The sequence below is a fragment of the Paenibacillus wulumuqiensis genome, assembly GCF_000971965.1.
Classification (GTDB): domain Bacteria; phylum Bacillota; class Bacilli; order Paenibacillales; family Paenibacillaceae; genus Saccharibacillus; species Saccharibacillus wulumuqiensis.
On record NZ_KQ040792.1, the window covers coordinates 200,887 to 221,244 of the forward strand.

15 protein-coding genes and 1 riboswitch are annotated in these 20,358 nt (G+C 50.9%); of the genes, 5 read left to right on the forward strand and 10 right to left on the reverse strand.

Translation table 11 applies throughout. The features are described from left to right. Positions 1-61: 61 nt before the first annotated feature. A complete protein-coding gene (locus WH45_RS00870) occupies positions 62-1,768 on the forward strand; it encodes an ABC transporter ATP-binding protein (protein WP_046212507.1) in 1,707 nt (568 codons plus the stop codon). Next, entirely contained in the window at positions 1,765-2,595 is an 831-nt protein-coding gene (locus tag WH45_RS00875) for an energy-coupling factor transporter transmembrane component T family protein (protein ID WP_046212508.1), read from the forward strand. The genes WH45_RS00870 and WH45_RS00875 overlap by 4 nt, the downstream gene beginning before the upstream one ends. Positions 2,596-2,855: 260 nt before the next feature. Here the strand turns inward: WH45_RS00875 and WH45_RS00880 are convergent, their stop codons facing one another. The 4 genes from WH45_RS00880 to WH45_RS00895 form a co-directional block, all read right to left on the reverse strand. Next, a complete protein-coding gene (locus tag WH45_RS00880; RefSeq protein ID WP_046212509.1) occupies positions 2,856-3,113 on the reverse strand; it encodes a hypothetical protein in 258 nt (85 codons plus the stop codon). Between the two features lie 40 nt (positions 3,114-3,153). Then, a complete protein-coding gene (locus tag WH45_RS00885; RefSeq protein ID WP_152663454.1) occupies positions 3,154-3,714 on the reverse strand; it encodes a hypothetical protein in 561 nt (186 codons plus the stop codon). A 402-nt stretch (positions 3,715-4,116) separates the two neighbouring features. Then, on the reverse strand, positions 4,117-4,803 hold the full coding sequence (gene pgmB, locus WH45_RS00890) for a beta-phosphoglucomutase (protein WP_046212510.1): 687 nt from the start codon (positions 4,801-4,803) through the stop codon (positions 4,117-4,119). Continuing rightward, positions 4,803-7,136, reverse strand: a complete 2,334-nt coding sequence (locus tag WH45_RS00895) for a glycoside hydrolase family 65 protein (protein WP_046212511.1) — start codon at positions 7,134-7,136, stop codon at positions 4,803-4,805. Before WH45_RS00895 ends, pgmB begins: the two co-directional genes overlap by 1 nt. Before the next feature lie 702 nt (positions 7,137-7,838). Here WH45_RS00895 and ypfJ point away from each other — a divergent pair. Next, a complete protein-coding gene (gene ypfJ / locus WH45_RS00900) occupies positions 7,839-8,690 on the forward strand; it encodes a KPN_02809 family neutral zinc metallopeptidase (RefSeq protein WP_046212512.1) in 852 nt (283 codons plus the stop codon). A gap of 130 nt (positions 8,691-8,820) precedes the next feature. Here ypfJ and WH45_RS00905 read toward each other — a convergent pair whose 3' ends face one another. Beyond that, positions 8,821-11,505 (reverse strand): EAL domain-containing protein, encoded by a 2,685-nt coding sequence (locus tag WH45_RS00905; protein ID WP_052723555.1) that lies wholly within the window; start codon positions 11,503-11,505, stop codon positions 8,821-8,823. Between the two features lie 258 nt (positions 11,506-11,763). Here WH45_RS00905 and WH45_RS00910 point away from each other — a divergent pair, with 258 nt between their 5' ends. Continuing rightward, positions 11,764-12,537 carry a TIM barrel protein gene (locus WH45_RS00910; RefSeq protein WP_046212514.1) on the forward strand — a complete coding sequence of 258 codons (774 nt, stop codon included), beginning with the start codon at positions 11,764-11,766 and terminating at the stop codon, positions 12,535-12,537. Between the two features lie 253 nt (positions 12,538-12,790). Further along, a complete protein-coding gene (locus WH45_RS00915) occupies positions 12,791-14,122 on the forward strand; it encodes a hemolysin family protein (RefSeq protein WP_200897645.1) in 1,332 nt (443 codons plus the stop codon). A gap of 191 nt (positions 14,123-14,313) precedes the next feature. Here the strand turns inward: WH45_RS00915 and WH45_RS00920 are convergent, their stop codons facing one another. The 5 genes from WH45_RS00920 to WH45_RS00940 all read right to left on the reverse strand — a co-directional run bounded on the left by WH45_RS00920 (position 14,314) and on the right by WH45_RS00940 (position 19,795). Beyond that, positions 14,314-15,687, reverse strand: coding sequence for a hydroxysqualene dehydroxylase (locus WH45_RS00920; RefSeq protein ID WP_046212516.1), 1,374 nt, complete (start codon positions 15,685-15,687; stop codon positions 14,314-14,316). A gap of 172 nt (positions 15,688-15,859) precedes the next feature. Beyond that, positions 15,860-16,168: an ArsR/SmtB family transcription factor gene (locus WH45_RS00925; RefSeq protein ID WP_052723556.1), complete on the reverse strand. Its 309-nt coding sequence runs from the start codon at positions 16,166-16,168 to the stop codon at positions 15,860-15,862. Between the two features lie 166 nt (positions 16,169-16,334). Continuing rightward, on the reverse strand, positions 16,335-17,222 hold the full coding sequence (locus WH45_RS00930) for a TIGR01777 family oxidoreductase (RefSeq protein WP_046212517.1): 888 nt from the start codon (positions 17,220-17,222) through the stop codon (positions 16,335-16,337). 620 nt (positions 17,223-17,842) lie between these two features. Continuing rightward, positions 17,843-18,760 (reverse strand): SDR family NAD(P)-dependent oxidoreductase, encoded by a 918-nt coding sequence (locus WH45_RS00935; protein WP_052723557.1) that lies wholly within the window; start codon positions 18,758-18,760, stop codon positions 17,843-17,845. Between the two features lie 126 nt (positions 18,761-18,886). After that, positions 18,887-19,795: an SDR family NAD(P)-dependent oxidoreductase gene (locus WH45_RS00940; protein ID WP_046212519.1), complete on the reverse strand. Its 909-nt coding sequence runs from the start codon at positions 19,793-19,795 to the stop codon at positions 18,887-18,889. A 412-nt stretch (positions 19,796-20,207) separates the two neighbouring features. Further along, positions 20,208-20,310, forward strand: a riboswitch (TPP riboswitch). The last annotated feature ends 48 nt before the right edge of the window (positions 20,311-20,358 follow it).

A 20,358-nucleotide genomic window follows, 5' to 3' on the forward strand; every position in this document is an offset into this window, starting at 1 on the left:
TTCAGGCCGGTGAGTCTCACCGGCTTTTTCTATTGAACAGGGACAGGAAGGAAGGGCAAGCATGAGAAAACCTGTAATACAGTTTCAGGACTTCAGCTTTCAATACAGGGCGCAATCCGAGCCTACACTTCATCATATTAACCTGACCATCTATGCAGGGGAGAAAGTGCTCATCGTGGGCCCATCCGGTTCGGGTAAGAGTACATTGTCCCACTGCATGAACGGGTTGATTCCGTTCTTTTACCAGGGGGAGATGAGCGGATCGCTGCAGATCGGGGGACAGGAGTCGCGCGAGCTCAGTATCGCTGAGTTGTCGGACCGGGTCGGTACGGTGCTGCAGGACCCGGACGGGCAGTTCGTCGGGCTGACGGTCGCCGAGGATATCGCCTTCAAGCTGGAGAATGACCGGGTACCACAGGCCGAGATGATCCGGCGCGTGACCGGAGCGGCGGAGACGGTGAAATTCGCCACATTTCTGGAAGCTTCGCCGCAATCTCTCTCCGGAGGGCAAAAGCAGAAAACGACGCTCGCCGGCGTACTGGTGAGCGAAGCGGATGTGCTGCTGTTCGACGAGCCGCTGGCGAGTCTGGACCCGTACACCGGCCGCATGACCGTCGATCTGATCGACCGGATTCACCGGGAGACCGGCCGCACGGTGGTCATTATTGAGCACCGACTGGAAGATATGCTGCATCGTCATGTGGACCGGATCATCGTCGTAAATGACGGGCAGATCGCAGCGGATATGACGCCTGCCGAGCTGCTCTGCTCCGGAATGCTGCGCGAGACGGGTATCCGGGAGCCGTTGTATCTGAATGCGCTCCGCTATGCCGGCTGCATCATTACACCGGATATGCAGCCCCAGCACATCGACACGATCCGGCTGGATGATTGCATTCCTGTACTGAATGACTGGTACCATGGGCAGCAGGGCGATACGGCTGTATCTGCAGCAGAGCCAATATTGGAGCTGCAGCATGTATCCTTTGGCTACAGCAAAAGCAATCCGGTACTGCACGATGTGTCTCTCACAGTCCGCCGCGGCGAGATGGTCTGTATCGCCGGACGCAACGGTGCCGGCAAGTCGACCATTTCCAAGCTGATCTGCGGATTCTACCGTCCGACCTCCGGGCAGATTCTGCTCGGCGGGCGTGATCTGGCCGGGGATACGATCAAGGAACGGGCGGACCAAATCGGCTTTGTGATGCAGAATCCGAATCATATGCTGTCCAAGCCGCTGATCTATGACGAAGTGGCACTGGGACTGCGAACACGCGGCGTACCGGAAGAAGAGATCCAGCAGCGGGTGCATGATGTGCTGCAGGTATGCGGACTGTATCCGTTTCGCAGCTGGCCGGTGTCCGCACTCAGCTATGGTCAGAAAAAGCGCGTCACCATCGCGTCGATCCTCGTGCTGCGTCCGGAGATTCTGATTCTCGATGAACCGACCGCCGGACAGGACTACCGCCACTACAATGAAATGATGGAGTTCCTGATGGAGCTGAATGCACAGGGGATCACGATCATCATGATTACCCATGATATGTACCTGATGATGGAATACGGTCAGCGTACGATTGTGCTGTCCGAAGGGAAAAAGATTGCGGATGATGTGCCTGCACGCGTACTGAGTGATGAAGCGATCGTAGCGGCAGCGCATCTCAAGACGACTTCGCTGCATGAGCTGGCGGTGCGCTCCGGGGTGGGCGAACCGTCCGAGCTGGTCAGCCGGTTTATCGCGTATGACAGGGGGATGCGGCAGTCATGAGTACACCTATGTTATCCTACACCAATCTCAACACGCCGGTTCATCGGCTGACCGGTGTGACCAAGCTGGTCTTCTTTATGGTATGGGCACTGACGGCGATGATTATTTACGATACCCGCTGTCTGCTGGTCATGCTGGTACTCGGTCTGGTCATTTTCGGGATGGCCCGGGTGCCGTTTCAGCAGTATTCGTTTGTCCTGTATCTGATATTGGTCTTCTTTCTGCTCAACCAGGTGGCGATCTTCCTGTTCTCTCCGCTGTACGGAGTGGAACTGTATGGATCGCAGCATGATATTGTGCATATTGCCGGGCGGTATACGCTGACCTGGGAGCAGCTGTTTTACCAGTTCAATGTGGCGCTCAAGTATGCGGTCGTGATCCCGATTGCGCTGCTGTTCCTGCTGGTGACGGACCCGAGCGAATTCGCTTCGTCGCTGAACCGGATCGGCGTCAGCTACAAGATCGCCTACTCGGTCGCGATTGCACTGCGGTATATCCCGGATGTGCAGCAGGATTTTCAGAATATTGCCTTCTCCGCCCAGGCACGCGGCATCGACATCTCGCGCAAAGAGAAAATTGGCAAACGGCTGAAAAATGTAATCTCCATCCTGATGCCGCTTATCCTGACAAGTGTAGAGCGGATCGAGAAGATTAGCACCGCGATGGAACTGCGCGGATTCGGACGCAAAAACAAACGGACCTGGTACAAGAGCCGTCCTTTTCAAACAGGGGATTATGTGGCACTGACGCTGGTGATCCTGGTCGCTGTAGTGAGCTTTGCGGTGACATTTGCGGATGGATCGAGATTTTATAATATTTTTGAGTGAAATGGTTGTAGAGAAATATACCAAATGAGTAAAATATATAAAAAGCCAGCCGTGATGTATAATGGCTGGCTTTTTATATATTTAGGCAAAGTGTGTAACAGAAATGATGTATCCGACCAGTAAGGACTGTCCAGGTTCAGATAACGGGCTATGAGATCTTAGGTCTATCTTTCCCAAGGTGCATCTGTTAATCGAATAAAGCTAAATGACCCTCCTCATAAAATTAGAGAAGGGCCATTGCTTGATAATAGATACAGCAATTATTTATACATATCTACAATCTTTTGAGCATGTTCAATCGAAAGACCATATCTGCCGCGCACCTTTTTGATGGAATCAATTTTTGATTCCTGTTTTAAATCTTGCTGGATATATGTCTTTAGCTCTGAATTATCCTTATAAGCTTCATAAAGATTTTTTTCCATAGTACTCATCTTCCTGGAGTTAAGGAAGTTTGTCATAACCGAGAAGACAAGAGCAATCAATAAAAATAAACTTACAATTGTCGTATTGTCCATTTCTCTTCCTCCTTACTTAAAGATAGATTGGTGTGTTTATTTATAATCCACATGCTTTTTTGACAGCAGTAATACCTGCTAATTCTGCTACCAGATCTTTAGCTACTCCGCCTAAGGCTGCCCATTTTTCACTAGTGAATGAAGCCCCCCATATAATCTTTGCAGCTTCTGCAGATCCACCAAGAGCTTTTACCAATTTTGCAATCTTTACAATTTTAGTTACAGGTACTGCTGTTGTTACCAAAACGCCTGCAATAGAGAGTCCACAATCCCAAGCACCATTTGTGCTAATGGAGCCTGAATTGTCAGGCAAAACTGGGGTCTGTTCAGAATTAGTTACACGGATCGGACTGCCTGAATTTATTAAGTAGTTGTTAATCGTATCTGCGTCGTTAGTATTCAATATTTCATCAGGGATATTGCTAATATCCTGTAATACATCTTCAATGGATTCCTGAGAGGTACTATGAAATTTTGCACGTTCATTATCATTAACTTCTGTTGCTGCAATAGCGGAACCTGAAAAGCTTGTCGCCATAAATGTGCATAAAGAAAGAAAAAGTATAAATTGCTTGATGTATTTTCTTTTTTCAATGAGCATTATAAGTCTCCTTTTCTTACTGATTTTTATTTTGAAAACTACGAACCTAAAAGACAAGGTAGATTACTTGTAGCTATTCTTTTTTAGTACCGGTACTGTCATCAAACTAACATAATCCAATAAATGGATGCAATAAAATTTAGAAATTTACCCATTTTCATTCATTAGTCCCGGTTAAAAAGATTTGTTTATTTACAAATAGGCTGGATTTTCGACATTATATTAGGGCCGTTTGTCATAAGAGTAAAGTCTGAATCCTAAAATATACGTTATGTATGTTCTACCTCATAAATTATTAATCAATACCTATAATAAAAACCTCCATTGTTAATACTTTAACGATGGAGGTTTTTATTATGAAATGTTATTACATAGAAGAATGATTTAAGTTCATATCTGCATCTATGCTTGCTCTACAGACGCACCCTGATACTGCACCAGCAGCTGATCCAGCGACAGCTCAGCTGTACTCGCATACACAATATCGGCTTCAGCCAGCGTCGTACTATCACCAACACCAACCGCGAACATACCCGCGCCCTTAATCGACGTTACACCTGCCGCTGCATCCTCAATCCCGATACAGGCAGCCGGATCAACTCCGAGCTGCTCGGCAGCTTTGAGGAAGATCTCCGGGTCTGGCTTGGAATTGCGGATCTTGGCAGCGTCGACGATAGTATCGAACGAATCGCGCAGCTGCAGGGAATCCATGACAGAGAATGCATTTTTGCTGACCGATGCGAGTCCGATCTTGAGTCCTCTTGCATGAATATCCGCGATCAGCTCACGGATGCCGGGCAGTACGTCATCCGGCGTCACCTGCTTGATCAGCTCAACGTAATGGTCGTTCTTTTGCGTGGCGAGTGCCAGCTTTTCCTCGTCTGAGTAGCTGTGTTCCTTGCCGCCCAGCGCGAGGATCTTGTTCAGTGAATCCATGCGGGATACGCCTTTTAGTTCCTCGTTGAACTCACGGGTAAAAGGAACACCGATACTTTCGCCGAGAGCTTTCCAGGCGAGGTAATGATATTCGGCGGTGTCTGTTACGACACCGTCGAGGTCGAAGATAACGGCTTGCAGTTCCGGACGCATCAGGCTTCTCCTCCTACGAGCATTTCTGGGGCTGTGCCGGTTTTGAGGACAGGCACGGTGTGCTTGCCGTCTGCCGGCAGGGTCACGGTCTCACCATACAGCTGCAGCGACAGTTCCGGGCCTTCCTGGCTCAACTGCACCAGCTCACGGGATACTTCCACTTTGATGAAGTGATCGCGGTACACGATGTTGAAGCTGTAACGATCCCACGCCTGCGGGATAAATGGAGCAAAGCTGAGCGTCTCGTTGGCTGTACGCATACCGGCAAATCCCTGTACAATCCCGAGCCATGATCCGGTCATGCTCGTAATGTGCAGGCCGTCTTCGGTATCGTTGTTATAGTTGTCCAGATCCAGACGGGCTGTACGGTTGTACATCTCGTACGCTTTCTCTTCCATACCCAGTTCCGCAGCGAGGATGCTGTGGATACAAGGGGAGAGCGAGGACTCATGAACGGTCATTGGCTCGTAGAATTCGAAGTTGCGGCGTTTCTCTTCCGCTGTATATTGATCGTTCAGGAAATACAGTCCCTGCAGTACATCCGCCTGCTTGATAAAGCAGCTGCGCAGGATTTTGTCCCATGACCATTTCTGGTTGATCGGACGGTCGGCCGGATCGAGATCGTCGGCGCTCATCAGGTCTTTGTCCAGGAACGTATCGTGCTGCACGAAGATACCGAGTTCTTCATCATACGGCAGATACATATGATCGATGATGTGCTGCCATTTGGCCAGTTCTTCATCGGTAATATCCAGCTTGGAGATGGCTTCGGTATGACCGGCAGTCTGCAGTTCACGCACCACCTGAATCGTATATTCCAGCGTCCATGCCGAGATGCGGTTGGTGTACCAGTTATTGTTGACGTTGTTCTCGTATTCATTTGGGCCGGTGACGCCATGGATCATATACTGCCCCTGACGCTTGCTGTAGTGCACGCGGTCTGCCCAGAAGCGGGAGATGCCTGTCAGCACATCCAGGCCGTACTGGTGCAGATAATCGCGGTCGCCGGTATAGTTCACGTAGTTGTATACCGCATAGGCAATGGCGCTGTTACGGTGAATCTCTTCGAAGGTAATCTCCCATTCGTTATGGCATTCCACCCCGGTAAAGGTAACCATCGGATACAGCGCGCCCTGCAGACCCTGCTGCTGGGCATTATGATACGCGCCGTCCAGCTGGTTGTGACGGTAAATGCACAGATTGCGGGCAACCTCCGGCTTGGCGGTGGACAGATAGAGAGGCAGTGCATACGCTTCCGTATCCCAGTAAGTAGCGCCGCCGTATTTCTCGCCAGTGAATCCTTTCGGTCCGATATTCAGGCGTGCATCCTCGCCATAGTAAGTCGAGAACAGCTGGAAAAGGTTGAAACGAATCCCCTGCTGGGCTTCATCGTCGCCTTCGATCGTTACATCGGCCATCTCCCAGCGCTTGATCCAGCCTTGGGCATGAGCGGCGAGCAGTGCTTCATATCCCTGTTCGGCAGCGCGGTCCAGTACGGTCTGTCCCTGCTCCGGCAGTGTACCGCGCGGATAATCACGGTCGGTTGTGAGAGCGACATATTTGTACAGGGTAACCGATTGTCCCTGTTCTGCGTTAAATGTCAGTGTATTCTCCACATACTCTTCTCTGGAGGAGAATGATACTGCCGGTGTACCGCCGGTCACTTCAAGGCGCATCGAAGCAGCGACCTGGAACGTTGGCGTGCCAAAGGAGTTATCCTTGGTCTGCATCACCAGATGACCGCTCAGCTCGGCAGCAGCCTGATCGATCTCAACCCAGAAGTCTTCGTCATAGTTGGAATCTTCATTGCGGATATCGCCGTCCAGATAAGGGATCAGGGTCACTTCGCCGGTGTAGTTGACAGGAGTCACTTCGTATTTGATGACCGCCAGCTCATGTTCTGCGACAGAGAGAAAGCGGGACGTCTCGATACGGGTTTCCTTTTCACCGTGAAGTACCGTAAATTGACGGGACAGCACGCCCTGGCGCATATCAAGTTCACGGTAGTAGTCCTTGATTCGGGACTGGCTGAGGTCGACTTCCTCGCCGTCCAGCAGCAGGCGGATACCGATATAGTTAATGGAATTGATTACTTTGCCAAAATAGTGTGGATAGCCGTTCTTCCACCAGCCGACACGGGTCTTGTCCGGGAACCAGACGCCAGCAATATAGGAGCCACGGTGCATATCACCGCTGTAGCTCTCTTCGAAATTACCGCGCATGCCCATATGGCCGTTGCCCAGGCTCATCATGCTTTCCGCGAGGCGGAAGTCTTCTTCATGCAGTTGGTGTTCAACAATTTTCCACGGGTGGACATCAAACAATCGTTTCATGAGAAATCACTCATTTCTTGGGGAGTTGGGTACAGCTGGTGACTATTGTGCAAACGTTTGCCTAAAGCGGCGAAAAAAAAGCCCTGGCCATCAAGCTGGATTTGAGACTCATTATACATCATTACCATTTGCCCCGCCAGTACCTTTTTTGATAGCGTATTCAGTCTTGCTGACAAACACTTTTGAGGATATGAAAAAGGTATACTCTGCGCATCATTTTTCTGGCGTCGGCATCTATGCACCTTCTTGTCTTTATATGAAATTTGAGGATATGGGAAGTCTGGAATATGGCAAAGAATAGTTCGATAAGTGGAGCAGTAAATGGATCAGTGAGTACTGCGGCAAGTGGTATGATCATGGGTTCGATGAGTGGGGTGATTGTGCAGTGAATGAAATACTGTAATATTCATTAAGGCTTTTGCGCAGAATTTAAACTGATTTTTGAATATAAAAAAATTAAATTTTGTGTATTTCCGCCATAAGGGAAATTCATCGACCAAAGAACCCGCAAAGCAGACTGTATAGAGTAGAAAAGCATCCATTTACCCCGGATGATTCGTAAATGTAGGCGATTTTCCCGATTATGGGTACAAGATATTAGCGTCATACGTACACATGGCTTATTACCATATAGGAACAGGCTGATCCCTGCAGGGAAATGTGTAAAACAGGACGGAGAATGAGACAGCAGGGGGTTGTATTATGAAATGGCAGGGCAGAAGAGCAAGCACTAATGTGGAGGATCGCCGTGGCAGAGGTGGCAAGACGATCGTGGGCGGCGGTATCGGCGGTATTATCGTTATTATTATCGTGATGCTGCTGGGCGGTAATCCTTCCAGTCTGATCAACAATATGACATCCAGCGGCACGCAGACCGTTGGCAATTATCAAGGTACTGCCGAGGAAGAAGAACTGGTGGACTTTGTATCGGTTGTACTGGCGGATACGGAGGATGTCTGGGGCGATGTGTTCCGCCAACAGGGAATGACCTACAAAAATCCGGAGCTGGTCATCTACAGCGGGAGCGTGCAGTCCGCCTGCGGAACGGCGAGTTCGGCCGTCGGCCCCTTTTACTGTCCGGGCGATCAGAAGCTGTACATCGACCTGAGCTTCTATGATGAGCTGAAGCAGCAGTTCCAGGCGCCGGGCGATTTTGCCATGGCTTATGTCGTCGCTCATGAAGTGGGGCATCACGTACAGACCCTGCTGGGGACGATGGACAAGGTGGAACCGTACCGCCAGCGCCTCAGCGAAAAGGAGTTCAATACCAAATATCAGGTTCGCATTGAGCTGCAGGCCGATTATTATGCCGGTGTATGGGCTCACTATGAGCAGGGCAAGAATCTGCTGGAGCAGGGCGATCTGGACGAAGCGCTGACCGCAGCCAGTGCCGTCGGCGATGATACGATCCAGCAGCGTGCCCAGGGTTATGTGGTGCCGGATAGCTTTACCCACGGTACTTCCGAGCAGCGCAAGCGCTGGTTCTACAAAGGCTTTGAGTCCGGAACGATTCAGGGCGGCGATACATTCAGCGTAAATGACGCCAATCTGTGAGAGCAGATAAGGAATAGTACTGCTGACTGCATGAAGCATTTTGCATAAAAAATAAAAGGCTGGCCTGCTCTGCTGTACAGAGAAGGCCAGCCTTTTTGGCTGTGAACGAATGGTGCTGTTTGTTGGCGATTCAATCGGAATCCTGCGGCAGATGGTTATGGAGAAATGTTTTCTCGATTTCCGCAGCGATGACCGGCTTGCTGAACAGAAAGCCCTGCATTTCATAACAGTCGATTCCCTGAAGAATCTCGGCCTGCTGTCTGTCTTCGACACCTTCGGCGATGATATTGAGATTCAGTCCGTAAGCCAGATTGATGATGGAAGCGATAATGGAGTGGCTGTCCCGTTCATTGATCTTGCTGATGAATTCACGGGCGATCTTGAGCTTGTCGATCGGGAAGCTGGCCAGATAGGAGAGGGAGGAATACCCTGTTCCAAAATCATCGATGGAGATAGAGACACCGAGATTTTTCAGGGCATGCAGCTGCGGGATCACATTGTGAATATGGCTCATCGCAATCGATTCGGTAATCTCCAGATCCAGATATTGAGGGGCGAGGCCAGTCTCCTGCAGCACCTCGGCTACCGTGTCTGCCAGATTGCCCTGCTGGAATTGGCGCGGCGACAGATTGACCCCCATTTTGATAGCGTGTCCCTGATCGGACCAGATTTTGGCCTGCCTGCACGCTTCCAGCAGTACCCAGCGTCCGATGGAGAGGATGCTGCCGGTATCTTCGGCGACAGGAATAAATTCCAGCGGCGCAATCCAGCCGAGCTGCGGATGATGCCAGCGCAGCAGGGCTTCGACACCAATGACTTTACCTGTAGAGGCATCGACCTGGGACTGATAATGCAGCAGCAGTTCATTGTTATCCAGCGCGGTACCGATACTCTGCTCGAGCAGCAGCTTGCGCGCGATTTTCTCATCGTTATCATCATAGATCTGGTAATGGGCTTTTCCGCTCGCTTTGACTTGATACATGGCCCGGTCAGCTTTTTGGATCAATGTACCGATATCGGAGGAGTGATCGGGATAGATGGCGATGCCGATACTTGGTGAGCATACGATTTTGTGCGGACCGATATAATGCGGCTGCTGCAGGGAGCCAAGCATGCACTGCGCTGTATCGGTAATTGGCGGGCTCTCTTCCATCATCGGCAGGATCAGGGTAAATTCATCCCCGCCTCTGCGTGCGACAATGCTGCCTTCCGGTACATGGGCAGTCAGTCGTCCGGCCACAGAGAGCAGCAGCTGATCGCCGACATCGTGGCCGAGTGTATCATTGATATGCTTGAAGCGATCCAGATCGATGAAGAATACGGCAAATCGGGCAACCGGGGACTGCGCTGCCATCCGTTTGAGTTTCTCATCATAGGCAGCCCGGTTGTAGACGCCTGTCAGTGGATCATGATACGCGAGATAGTGGATGCGCTCTGCGTTGTTCTTTTTCTCCGTAATGTCCTTGGCAATGGCAAACGCGCCAACCGTATGATCCTGGACCATAATCGGAATATTGGTCATCTGCACCTGAATCAGCCGGCCTGCCCTGTCCTGCAGACAAAGCTCATAACTCTGCGGCTGCCCTTCCCAGGATCGCTTGAAATGAGCAAGTGCCATCTCCCGGTACTGTTCGGGGAGAAACGTGGTATTGGTCAGCTGTTCCAGTTCACTTTCCTGGTAACCAAGCATACGGGAAGCCGACTCATTGATACTCAGAATATTGCCGTACAGATCCAGCGAGCAGACTGCATCCGGATGATACCGGAACAGCGAGCGGTAGCGTTCTTCACTGTTTTCCAGTGCTGCCGTTTTCTCGGACAGATTACGAATCAACCTGCGGTTCTCCAGAATGATGAGCAGCTGCCGGATAATGACGAGCAGAATGGAGATCCCGGAACCAAGCGTAATGATATTACTGCTGCTCTTATCGGTGACCATAATGAGAAACAGTGTGATGACCGTAATATACGGCAGCAAAATGCGTATCCAGTCCGGCTTTTTCAATACTTCGACCGGCAGGTTGATCTCCGGTTCGGTCTGTGATTTTTGCAAAGATTTGTTATAGACAATGCCGGTCAGTCCAATCAGCATCAGACTGAGGCCAAAGCAGGGATTGGACCAGGTCATCCAGTCTATATCCTGCTCGTAGATGGCAACCGAGAACAGGCAGTCGCCGATAATCTGGGTAAGCAGTCCGGCAAACAAAAGGGCCAGCAGGTGCTCCGGCCAAATCGTGCGAAATCCAAAATAAATGCCCAGTGCTGCCAGCAGCAGGATCAGATCGCCAATCGGATAGGCCAGCGCAATCCCCATGGTCAGATGAGGAATGCCCGGTGTATTCACAATCGGCTGCAGCACATACTGCCAGCTCAGGCTGATCGCTACCGTCATGACAATAGCGATATCAAATACGAAGCGGACGGTGCCATAGGTTTTTAATTTGCGTGAAATTTGATAAAAGAATGCCGATAAATAGAGTAATGGCTGAAGTACATAAAAAACATCGGCAATACTGGGAAAAGGAAATTCCATCTGCAGAATCGACTCATGATAAAACCAGATGCTGTTCGCGATCACGCTGCTCAGACAGCCGAGGGCCATCAGCAGCCATAACGGACGACAGACTTTTTCACCATGCCGATAAGCGCTCAGCAGCCAAACCATGGCAATCAGTCCAGCCAGTATGGTCAAAACATCGCCGCCCCAGTTCAGCATCGTAGTATTGTCGCGCCAGACTAGAATCCAGGCATAATACAGTACCATATATACAATTATAAGCAGAAAGGCAGCAAGCGGCTTGCTCTGTCTTCTCATTTTCATAACCCCTTAATCATTACGTTCGGCTTTCCAACCCAAAGCGATGCATGACTTGCATACTACTTCTATATAGTCAAAAAGTCCTTATTCTATATAACGGAATTAAAGCTAAGTAACTGAATAGGTAAGCGGGTTAAATGATGATTTGGTATCTGGCTGGCGGCAGAGATTGGGAATCGTCGAATGTGTATTATATGATTAGTAGAGGCCTGCTGATTTCGATTGATCAGAGAAAGATACAGAGGAGTGGCAGTTATGAATAATATACGTCTGAAAAGCAGTCTGGACCGGGAGAGTCTGGACGATCGTCTGCAGTATAATCCGGAGATTATCGAATTTTTCCTCAGTACGGAGGATCTGCAGCAGAGCGACCATATACGTGCGCGGATTCGTGAACTGCGGGAGCGCGGTATCCGGGTCTATCTGCATCATCCGACCCGGTATAACGGCCAGTTCCTGGATATTCTGAGCCCGGATCCGGATCGTTACCGGTATTATCAGGAATCGACGGAACTATTGGTGAAGATCTGCCACGAGGAAGGCGCCAAGTGTGTCATTCACGCCAATTATATCCGCAGCGAGCACAGCGAGATTTCGCTGGAGCGCACCCTGCTCATGAAGGCAGAGATCGAGAAGATACTGACTTATGGACGAGATGTGCTGCTGTGGGAAGATTCGACGGACGGGCTGTTCTGTTACGCCAATCCGTATTTGATCGATGAAGTGATCGTCCCGCTGGAGCTGCCGGTTAATGTGGATGTCAGCCATACCTTTATCAGCTTCCATGGCGACAATGATCGTCTGCGTGAAGTGCTGGAGCGGACGGCACCGTATGCGCAGTATTACCATCTGGTCGACAGCATGGGCGAATATCATGATTCGCTGCCGCTCGGTCAGGGATTGATCGACTGGCGAATGGTCAAACGGATCGTGAATGGCAAAGACTATATTTTTGAAATCAATCTGAACGGCGGGCATATCGACTGTACGCCAATGGTGGAGAGTGCGCGGTATTTTGACAGCCTCTGAATCGCTGAAAAAGCAGTGCATGATCTGTATTTGTCATAACAAGGCAGGCTTCCTTTCCAGGGAAAGCCTGTCTTTTGTATGCTGTTCATGATTCCTGTATGTACTACTTTTCGCCAAGTTGTCACTACTGTGAAAGATTCAGAGCTTCTGGATTGCTGAAATCGGTTACTATACCAGTAAAGGTCCGCACTCGGATACGGCATGACCGGATACAATGGCTGGCCTTTCTCATTTCACAGGAGGTGCACATTTTTTGGGCTTTGAGATTATGGTGCTAATTGTACTGATTCTGATCAATGCTTTTTTTGCGGCATCCGAGATTGCGCTGATTACGGTCAATGATAACCGGATCCGGATCATGGCGGAGAATGGCAACAAAAAGGCAGCCATTATTCATAGGTTAACTTCGGAGCCGAGCGGATTTCTGGCGACAATCCAGATCGGGATTACGCTGGCCGGATTTTTGGCGAGTGCTTTTGCTGCGGATACATTTGCGACGGTACTGGTGGATTATCTGGTCGCCCAGGGCGTTCCGGTTCCGCGCAATATACTGTCTACCGGCTCGGTCATTGTGATTACGCTGGTGCTGTCCTACTTTACCCTGGTATTCGGTGAACTGGTACCCAAGCGGCTGGCGATGAAAAAGGCGGAGTCGATCGCCATGCTGGCGGCCAGTCCACTGCATATTCTGTCCAAAGTGGTGGCGCCGTTTGTCAAACTGCTGACATTCTCGACCAATGTGACGGTGCGTCTGTTCGGCGTCGATCCGAATGCAGAGGATGAAGAAGCATCCGAGGAAGAGATCCGGATGATGATTGACACCGGACTGGAACGCGGCACGATTCAGCCGAATGAGCGCATTATTATCAATAATGTATTTGAACTGGATAACAAGGATGCAGCTGACGTCATGACCCCACGGACCGATCTGGCGGCGATACCTGTCAATATCAGCCGGGAGGATGCCATTGCTCTGGCTACTGTGGAAAAGTATACCCGTTACCCGGTGTATGAAGGCCATATCGATAATGTAATCGGCATGCTGCACGTCAAGGATATGATCGGTCACCTGATTCGTGACGGATCGGAGCCGTGGGATATACGGGCATTTATGCGGCCGGCCTATTTTGTATCCGAGCATCAGCGAGGGGATACTCTGCTGGAGGAGCTGCAGCAGAACCGGGTGCATATGGCGATCGTGGTGGATGAGTACGGCGGTACAGCCGGTATCGTGACGATCGAGGATCTGATTGAGGAGGTTATTGGTAACATCTATGACGAATATGATCTGGATGAGACCGATTATGAGCAGATCGATGAGAGCACCTATATTTTCCCCGGATCGGCGCGGCTGGATGAAGTGCGCCGGGTTGTTCCTGCCGAATTGCCGCTGGAGGATTACGATACACTGAGCGGATTCGTGATCGGTACACTCGGACGGATACCGACGCGCAGCGAGAAGCCGGAATTCGAATACGAGCAGTTCCGCTACAAGGTGGAGGAAGTCGGCAGACAGCGGATCAACCGGGTACGTGTCCATCGGCTGAATACCGCAGAGGCGTTGCAGACTTCTTCGGCAGAATAATCGTTGTGACAATTGCAGTGCCAGACAGCCTATCCGCAAATCAGCAGGAAGTGCTTCACCGCTGCTGTCCGGCTGGAAGAAGAACATAAATTATTCCCGGCATGCCGCACAAACAGCCCCGCAGCCTCCTCTTAGGAGGAAGATCTGCGGGGCTTATTTTATTTTTATTCGATCCATTCATTCGAAGCTGCTTAGATATGCCCCTGCAGCACACCGCGCGCAGCCCGCTGACCGGAGATAACGGCTCCTTCCATGGTAGCCAGCAGCGGCTGCTTGGTATAATCGCCTGCGAGGAACAGTCCGGGTACAGGGGTGACCTGCTGCGGACGATGCTGCTCATTGCCAGCGGATAACCGGTAGAAATTCTCCTTGCCCCGGATGATACGGTACTGGGTCATCGTATCGACGTTATCCAGATCGACCGCATGCAGGGAGTTGCGGGTCAGCTCCCACACTTCCTCATCCGGCAGATCGATCAGCTTGTCCGGGTCTACGAGGATGATGGAGGCGCGGCCTGTTGGCCGCTGGAACGTCGTACGCGACTGCTCACTGAACGAACCGAGCTGCGTGCCTGGCCCGAATGTCGTATGATCGGCTCCGGCGAGCTTCTCGGTCGCCTCGAACTGGGCAGTGACATAAGGCATAATCTCCAGCGCGAGAAAATTCTTGCACCATTCCTGGTCTGCAAAATGCTCGCCGACCAACATCTGGGAGCGGCGCACATTGGCAGCGACAACGACCTGCTCGGCATGCATCTGTGTGCCGTCTTCCAGCTGGACACCGGTAACAGAGCCTTCTTCCACGAGCAGATGAGCGACAGGCTTGCCGGTCATGACCTGTCCGCCGCGCTCTTCAATCGCTCTGCTGAGCGGCTCGGTCATCACCTGGGTCATACCGCCCTTGAAGGCACCGATCCGGATCAGATGCGGTCTTGGAATCGCCGGCGCGAACAGCCCGAAGAACGCATAGGAGGAGTATTCTTCCACCGGCAGGAAGAATATGCCGGAGGACAGCGGCTCAATCAGACGCTCCAACGCTTTGTCGGTTACGCCGTGCTTTTTGGCATATTCCTTGATCGGCATCTGGTCGAGCTCTTCCGGGTGAGCCAGATAGTCCTTGAAACCTGCGGCAAAGAAGGGACCGAGCGAAGCTTTGTCCAGTGGAGAAAGCAGATCATTATTGCCCAGGGCGCCGGCCAGCGTTTTGAGCGGAGCCTTGAGCAGATCGAGTCCAAATGTTCCTTCCGCCTCAGGGTGACGGATATTGGTCGTTGTCTCCCAGTGCACAATCTCATCCAGCACGATTCCCGCACGCTTCAGCAGCTCCGGCAGCGCGACATAGTAGCCAATGAATTTGTGAAAGCCGGATTCAACACCCATTCCATGTTCATTCCAGTTGGCTGTACGTCCGCCAATATAAGGAGCGGCCTCCAGTACGATTACCTTTTTGCCTTTATCCGCCAGCTCAAATGCACAGCTCAAACCGGCCAATCCTGATCCAATAATAATAGTGGGTTTTTCCGATGTTTCCTGCGATGTTTCCTGGTTAGTATGTAGCACGATCATTCACCTACCTTGGTTGTTTAATATGTTATTAACCAGAATCAAGCAATTGATTGACCGGGCCATAGAGGAGAGGGAATTACACATACAAAAAAACCCGCGTCTTGATGCAGGTTCTTTTGCAGATTAACGATTATTGTCAGCAGAGATTCGGAAATGATCACCGATTCCCGGGTCACTTGGAAAAAGAGCTCATTTCATTAGCCAGATTGCGTAGATGATACACGATATAATCCTGATCCATCCAATAGTACACTTCTTGACCAATCTTCTCGAATTGTACGATTCCGGCATCTTTCAGAATGCGGAGATGATGCGAAATGGCTGGCCGGCTGATTTTGAAATTGGAGGAAATCTCACCGACATTCATTCTGCCTTTCTTACCGAGAATAGACAGAATCTGCAGTCTCATCGGGTCGCTCAGACCGTTCAGGAAACGTGTCGTTTTCCCCATATTGTTGGCATCCAAGTAAGATTGGTTCATTGTAGATCTCCCGTTAGTAGTTAAATTTGATCCTGCTTGCCAAACGGCCAGTAGAATGGATCCGACAAGTTCAGGGCCATAAAGTTAATGTGGAATATAGCATAGTCGTATAGGTGAGTCAACAAACATAACTGCGGCTAACGAGGAGATTTGGCGCTTATTTATCTCATTGAAGAACATCACGCAGCGTTTTCTCCAGCCTGCCATAACGGAACATATAGCCTTCTTTGACGAGCCGGTTGGGTACGACCCAGCGGCTTTTGAGTATGAGTTCGGTCTCTGTGCGGATTATCCGTGCGCCCAGCTCCAGCATCCAGCGTGGTGACGGCAGACCGATTCTGCGTCTCATTACCTGCCGCAGGGTAGCCATCAATTCAGCATTGGTGACAGGCGACGGTGCAGAGCAGTTGAATACGCCATTCAGATGGGCACGTTCCTGCAGAAACAGCACGATATGAAACAGATCATCCACATGAATCCAGCTGAACCGCTGATGTCCGGAGCCTTGCCTGCCGCCAAGACCATAACGAACCAGATTCTGATACGGAACCATGACTCCTCCGCCCCGACCGAGCACAATCGAGATCCGCAGGGCAATCTGCCGGGTCTGTGGCAGCTCAAATTCAAAAAAAGCCTGCTCCCACGCTTTGGCGACTTCGACCGAGAAACCGGTACCAATCTCGCCTGTCGACTCGGTCATCGGACGATCCTCAGAATGCCTGTAGATCGTAGCCGTGCTGGAGTTAAACCAGATGGTCGGCGGCGATTGGCAGGAAAGGATAGCGTTCCCAAGAATCCGCGTCGTCTCCAGCCTGGAATTCAGGATCTCCCGCTTGTTACGCTCGGTGTAGCGGCAGTTTACCGATTTGCCGGCCAGATTGATGACCATTGCTGCATTTTCCAGCGCATCTACAATTTCAGACTGTTGATCCCAGGATACATGACCCGGCTGTCTGGAAATAATAATGACGTCATAACCCATTTTCCGAAATTCGGCTTCAAAATACTGGCCAATAAATCCTGTGCCGCCAGCGAGCACAATTTTACCAGACATAGCACCAGCCCATTTCGTGAGATATAGTGAATTCCCCGGTTATTCGCAGATCCAGCAGAGGGAAATAATTCAAAATTGAACTAAAACACGAATAAACGGAACAACTGTTCACTATATTAATAAACCACGGAAGCAGGCTACGAAAGGTGATTCGTAAAATAAAACGGATTTGGATCACTATTTGGCTCGCTGCCCGATATAGCAAACAGCCGCCGATACCAGGCTGCTGCTGTCAGATGATTTTGCCCGAATGAATGCGGAAGAGGAAAATATCGATCGATCACTATTATGTATCTACTGTTTAATGTTATTTCCACCATATTATTCTATAGGTATAAGTAAACTTTGTCATGCACTTAGCGATGGATTTATCAGAAGATGACGATGTTGTAATGCAATTCTATCGGTGCAATACTGCGACAAACCGCAGACCGCAGACCGCAGACCGCAAAACAGCTGCCCTTTCCCGTAGTGGAAAAGGACAGCTGCAAAGCGATGGACAGTTAGGGGATCGCCCTGTATGACAGAAGCGGCAGCCAATACAGAAACCGCGCTTCTTTTATACTATTTTGACTCAGCTGTATAGGAAACGAACTGATCATCTGTCATCATCCATAACTCTAGTCGGGTAGCTGGTTCGGTTCGTGCTTCATGCGTTCACGGATGCCGCCGTCCACGCCCTGCCCGCTCAGCATCGGCTGATGCAGACTGCCGGAAGTGGAACCGGCGGGTGGTGCACTCTGGATGACTTTTTGCAGATATTTGGCATTGAGGCTCTCGGTCAGACCAGGCATCAGATTGCTGGAAATGGTCGTTCCCTTACTCTTGGCGCCGACCTCCACATTTTCCTGCGGATTGTCGATCAGATCAATGATGGCATCGATCACATTTTGCGGATCGTCCATCGGCTTCATCTCGGCCCGGTGACCGGTATAGTTGCCGGTATGCTCAAACCATGGCGTATCGGTCGCCCACGGATGCACGGTACAGACGTGAATATCCTGCTGATCCTCCAGCTGCATCTCCTGATACAGTGCAGCGCTCAATCCGGCTATAGCAAACTTGGTCGCTCCATAAGCGGTGTAATACGGGAAAGGAACCTTGCTGACGATCGAACCGAGGTTGATCAGTGTGCCATGTCCCTGCTGCTTGAACTGGCGCAGCGCATAATGACTACCATACATCGTACCCAGCACATTGGTCTCGACCAGACGGGTCAGGTCGGCTGTCGGAATCTCGGTATACGGACCGATCGCGCCGACACCGGCATTGTTGATCCATACATCGATTTTGCCAAAGGACGACATGGCCGCGTCAAACAGGCGGGCAATATCTTCTTCCCGGCCGACATCGGTCGTTACGGCTAGCGCATTGGGACCGATCTCGGCAGCCATCTGCTCAATCAATTCGGTACGGCGGGCAGCGAGCACCACATTGGCGCCTTCAGCAGCGAGCTGCTGGGCTACCCCTTTGCCGATGCCACTGGATGCACCGGTGATGACGACAGTTAATTGGTCATGCGGAATTTTCTGAACCATATTCATTCCTCCTGTTCTGGATAAATGGATTTGTACATCAATACCCGTGTGTTCCCGGGGCCAATCGGATCGGCTGCATATCGACAAGTGGAATCCTCATGCTGTCCATGTTTAGAAGACAGTGGATTATTTCCCATCATCGGGCCGTGGATGACCATGCCCGTCTCCGTGAACCCCGGTGCCTTCAAATACCGGATCATACAGACTGCCTGCGGTGAACTCGGCGGGTGGTGCTTCGTAGATCATATTCTGGACAAACTGGCCGCTGATCTTCTCGGTCATTCGCGGCAGCAGATTGCTGGACAGGGCAGTACCTTTGACTTTGAAACCAACCTCTACGCTTTCCTGCGGATGGTCGATCAGCCGGTACATGGCATCGATAATATCATCCGGATCATCGAGCGGCTTCATATTGATCTCGTGACCACTGTAGTTGGCAGCATGACCGGTCCACGGCGTATTCATCACCCATGGATGGACGGCGCAGACATGAATATCCTGGTGTCCTTCGAGCTGCATCTCCTGATTCAGCGCATAGCTGAGGCCGGAGACTGCCGCTTTGCTGCCACTGTAGGCAGCCAGATACGGAAAGGCGACCTTGCCGGCAAAGGAAGAGACATTGATCAGCGTCCCGTAGCCCTGCTGCTTGAACTGACGCAGCGCATAATGGCTGCCATACATATTGCCAAGCAGATTGATCCGGGTCATCTGTACGAGTGACGATAACGGCGATTCGGTAAAAGGGCCGATCGCAATCGCGCCTGCGTTGTTCACCCATACATCGATCCGGCCAAGCCGGGACATCGCTGCTTCATACACGGCGGCAATGCCTTCTTCACGGCTCACATCGGCGGTGACAGCGATCATTTTGGGCGCGTACTGCTGCTCCATTTGCTTGAGCAAATGAGTACGGCGGGCGGCGATAACGACGCTTGCGCCTTCGGCGGCGAGCCGCTGTGCAAGTCCAAGTCCTGTGCCGCTGGAAGCTCCGGTAATGACTACATTTAGCTGGTCGTGCGGTATATTTCGTGGCATTTATGTTCCCTCCCAGGATAAAGCTGATGTCTGAATATACGGTCGTTGGGATATCGTTTGCACATATTCTCGTCATGCCCCTTGCCGATACGGGCACAGATTGGGCGACGAGTCATGGATTTCCTGTTATTTCCTGCATTCCAATGTAATACACATACCCGATCAAACCGGCGTTTACTCGTTGTTGCACCAATTTCCATAGTTCTTTCATAAAGTCATGCATGAAACTGGCTGGCTGGCAAAGTGCAGAGCAAGGTGGCATACCGCCGCAGGCATCCGGTCTGTGATCGCCATCGATGATCTTGACAGCCGGCCGGATGCTGTGTAGAGTAAGAGGCAATCAAAGAGACTTCTGTCACATGTATTTTGTACAGCCTGTACAGGAATGCTGCGACAGCAATCTTATATTGTGAAAGACCACTAGGGGAGCCATTCACTGGCTGAGACGAGATTGCCTCGGACCCTTGGAACCTGATCTAGTTCGTACTAGCGTAGGAAAGTGGAGACCGAGCAGGGCTAACTATGCCATTATTCTGCCGCTCCATATGGAGCGGCTTTTTTGC